Raw genomic sequence first — 1,362 nt, 5'->3', positions numbered from 1 at the left:
GGTCACCGACCCGGCCGCGAAAGACCTGCTCAACGAGCTCGGTGCCACGTTGTCGACGTGCGAGACCATCTGCAACGCCGCCGACCTCGACCCGACCGGCGAAGGTTCACTGCTGGGCTGGGAAATCGTGGAGTACCTGGGCCTGGAAGGCAAGAAGCTCGAGCGGATGGAGTTCCTCGACGAAACCCCGGCGTCACTGCGGAAGGCGTTCTCGAAACGCCGCACGGTGACCTCGATCGAGTCCGAAGGCGACTACCGCAAAGCGGACTTCCGATCGAAATGGGACATGCTCTCGATGCAGTTCACACGGGCGGCGACGAAGGTGTCCGGTTCGGACGTCGTCGTGCGCAACGGTCGACTCAAGTCGGCGATGGTCGTGATCGTCGGCGACGGCCTCGACGCACACAAGAACTACGTCAAGAAACCCTTCTACGAGAACCGATTTCGTGACGAGAACGGCATCACCTACACCGATCCGGAGATCGACAGGTTCGAGAACAAAAGCGCCGTCCCCGGCGGCCTCGAGTCCTCACCGGTGGTCCACGACGGAACCACTCGCAAGAAGACAGGACCACCGAAGCTGATGGACCTCGCCGCCCTGTCGTCGCTGCTGTCGAAGAAGGGCTTCGAAGCCAAGAAAGTCCTCGAGACGTATCAGAAGATGTACGAGGCGCAGGTCGTCTCGTACCCGCGCACTGAGGACAAGTTCATCTCGATCGAACAGTTCAACGAACTGCTCCCGCTGGTCGACAAGATCGCCGCCGTCGTCGGAGTGGAACCGGCAGCGCTCAGCCACCGGGGACCACGCAAGAGTCACATCAAGTCCGGCGGCGCGCACGGTGCGAACCGTCCCGGACCGAACGTCCCCCAGAGTTTGGCCGATGTCGCCGAGAAATTCGGTGAACTGGGCAAGGAAATTTACGAGCTGCTGGCGAAGAACTACCTGACGATGCTCGCTCCGGACTACGAATTCGACCAGCACCGCGGGCACGTCGCCAAGTACCCGAGTTTCGTCGGTTCGCTGAATGTGCCAGCGGTACTCGGCTGGAAAGGTGTGTTCGTCATCGAGGACGACGAACCCGACGACGACGATGCGCCGTCGGGAGCGAAGGCGCTCGGCACGATCGCGAAGCCCTTCGTCCACGAGGGCTTTCCGTCGCGGCCGCCGCATCCGACGATGGGGTGGCTGATGAAGCAGCTGGAAAAGCGCAGCGTGGGCACTGGTGCGACCCGGACGAGCACCTACGCGGAAGTCACCAACAACGCGACCGGTAAGGCGTTGATGATCGAGAAGCGCGGAAAGGTCACCCTCAGTGAGGTCGGTGAACTCAACCACCGGATTCTGCCCGGTACGCGCATCGG

Annotated in this window: 1 protein-coding gene; it reads left to right on the top strand. The window is 62.2% G+C overall.

Going from position 1 to position 1,362, the window contains the following annotated elements:
• Positions 1–1,362 (top strand): DNA topoisomerase (locus tag RhoBH5_RS32535; protein ID WP_270009640.1); only part of this gene is annotated, 1,362 nt, incomplete at both ends.

This window comes from Rhodococcus sp. BH5 (assembly GCF_027583855.1).
Taxonomy (GTDB): Bacteria; Actinomycetota; Actinomycetes; order Mycobacteriales; family Mycobacteriaceae; genus Rhodococcus_F; species Rhodococcus_F qingshengii.
The sequence above is the reverse complement of the archived record's forward strand: the minus strand, read 5'-3'. Positions and strand labels throughout refer to the sequence as shown.